Source organism: Verminephrobacter aporrectodeae subsp. tuberculatae At4 (assembly GCF_000193225.1).
Lineage (GTDB): Bacteria > Pseudomonadota > Gammaproteobacteria > Burkholderiales > Burkholderiaceae_C > Acidovorax > Acidovorax aporrectodeae.
In genome coordinates this window covers 1-1,975 of the sequence record NZ_AFAL01000203.1, presented here as the reverse complement: position 1 = coordinate 1,975, position 1,975 = coordinate 1, and the positions used below count along the sequence as shown (strand labels likewise).

Here is a 1,975-nt window from a genome sequence, read left to right as displayed (position 1 = left end):
GGCGCCCACGCGGCGCTCGTGCAGGTCGGCGAGTTGAGCCTGCACCTCGGCCAGATCGGAGTCGATCTGCGCGCCGCGCGCGCGCGTCTGCTCGGTCAGCTGGCTCAGGCGCAGGGTCTCGACCTGCAGCGCATGCGCGCGGCTCTGCGCCTCGGAGGCTTCGCGGCGTGCCAGCACGAGCTGCTGCGCGGCGCTGGCGCAGGCGGCCTCGGCGCGCACCAGCGCGCTGCGCGATTCTTCGGCGATCAGCGCCTGCGCGCGCAGTTCCTTCTCCAGGTGCTCGATCTCCTGCGCGCGCGCGAGCAGGCCGGACTGCTCGGAGTCCGGCGCGTAAAAGCTCACGCCGTGCGCGCTCACGGCGTGGCCTGCGGGAACGAAAACCGCCTCGCCCGGTTGCAGCGTGGCGCGGCGCTGCAGGGCTTCGTCGAGCGTGCCGGCGGTATGGCAGCCCTGGAGCCAGTCGGTCAGCACGGCGCGCAGGCCGCTGTCCTGAAGGCGCAGCAGGTCGGACAGGCGGGCGGGCTGCTGCGCAGCGGGTTCGGGCGCGCCCGCCGCCGGTGCGCTGTAGAACGCCAGCCGCGCGGGCGGTGCGTCGCTGCCGCTTGCGCCGAGAAAGCCGCGCACCATCTCCAGGCGGCTGATTTCGAGCGCGCCCAGGCGCTCGCGCAGCGCGGCCTCGAGGGCGTTCTCCCAGCCGGGTTCGATGTGGATGCGGCTCCACAGACCCGGCAGGCCGTCGAGCCCCTGCCGGGCCAGCCAGGGGCGCAGTTTGCCGTCGGTCTGGACCTTTTCCTGCAGCGCCCTGAGCGCCTCCATGCGCGCGCCGAGCTCGGTCTGGCGCGCGCCCTCGGTGTTCACGGCCTCCTGGCGCGTGCGGCGCTCGGCTTCGAGCCGGGGAACGGACTCCTGTAATCCGGCCAGATGGGCGTCGGCGCTTGCGGCCAATTCCCGGGCCTCTTCGAGCTGGCCGCGCAAGCTCGTCAGGCGCGCATCGTCGGGCGCGTCCAGGGCATTGCGCTCGGCGCGCAGGCGTTCGCAGCGGCCGTCGAACCCGCGGCTTTGCTCGTCGATTCCGCGCTGCTCGGCGGCCAGCACCTGGATCTGCTGCTGCACCTGCACCACGGCGCTGCGCTGCGCGTCGGCGCGGCCCTGTGCCTGGCGCAGGGCGTCCTCCAGGCCGGGCAGTTGCAGGGCCTGCTCCTCGAGCTGCGCGGCGAGCAGCGTGGCGCGCTCCTCGGCGTCCACCCCGGCGCCGGCCAGGTTTTCCAGCTCGGCGTCGGCCTCCTCCTGGCGCGCCGACCATTGGGCGATCTGCCCGGCCAGCGTGGCCAGGCGTTGCTCCACGCGCTGGCGGCCCTCGACCACGTAGCGAATCTCGGCCTCGAGCCGCCCGACCTCGGCCGTGGCCTCGTAGAGCCGGCCCTGGGCCTGGTTCACCTGCTCGCCCGCCGCGTAGTGCGCCTGCCGGACCGTCTCCAGATCGGATTCGAGCGCGCGCAACTCGGCCATGCGCGCTTCCAGGTCGTTGACCGCCTGCAGGCCGTCCAGGCGCACCCGGGTCTGCTCGGCCTCGGCCTCGGCGCGCTTCAGAAACCATTGCTGGTGCTGCCGGAGCGTGGCCTCGGCTTGCAGGCCGTTGTATCTGGCGGCCACCTCGGCCTGCTTTTCGAGTTTTTCGAGGTTTGCGCCCAGCTCACGCAAGATGTCCTCGACCCGCGTGAGGTTCTCGCGCGTGTCCGCAAGGCGGTTCTCCGTCTCGCGCCGGCGCTCCTTGTACTTGGAGACGCCTGCGGCCTCTTCGAGGAACAATCGCAGTTCCTCCGGGCGCGACTCGATGATGCGGCTGATCGTTCCCTGCCCGATGATGGCGTAGGCGCGCGGGCCCAGGCCCGTTCCCAGGAACACGTCCTGCACGTCGCGGCGGCGCACGGGCTGGTTGTTCAGGTAGTAGCTGCTGCTGCCGTCGCGCGTGAGC

The 1,975-nt window shown here is 72.6% G+C and carries 1 protein-coding gene; it reads right to left on the bottom strand.

The genetic code is table 11. The annotated features are described in order from the left end of the window. Window positions 1–1,975, bottom strand: a 1,975-nt coding sequence (locus VTU_RS0105840; protein ID WP_010101927.1) for an SMC hinge domain-related protein, incomplete at both ends; no start/stop codon positions are given.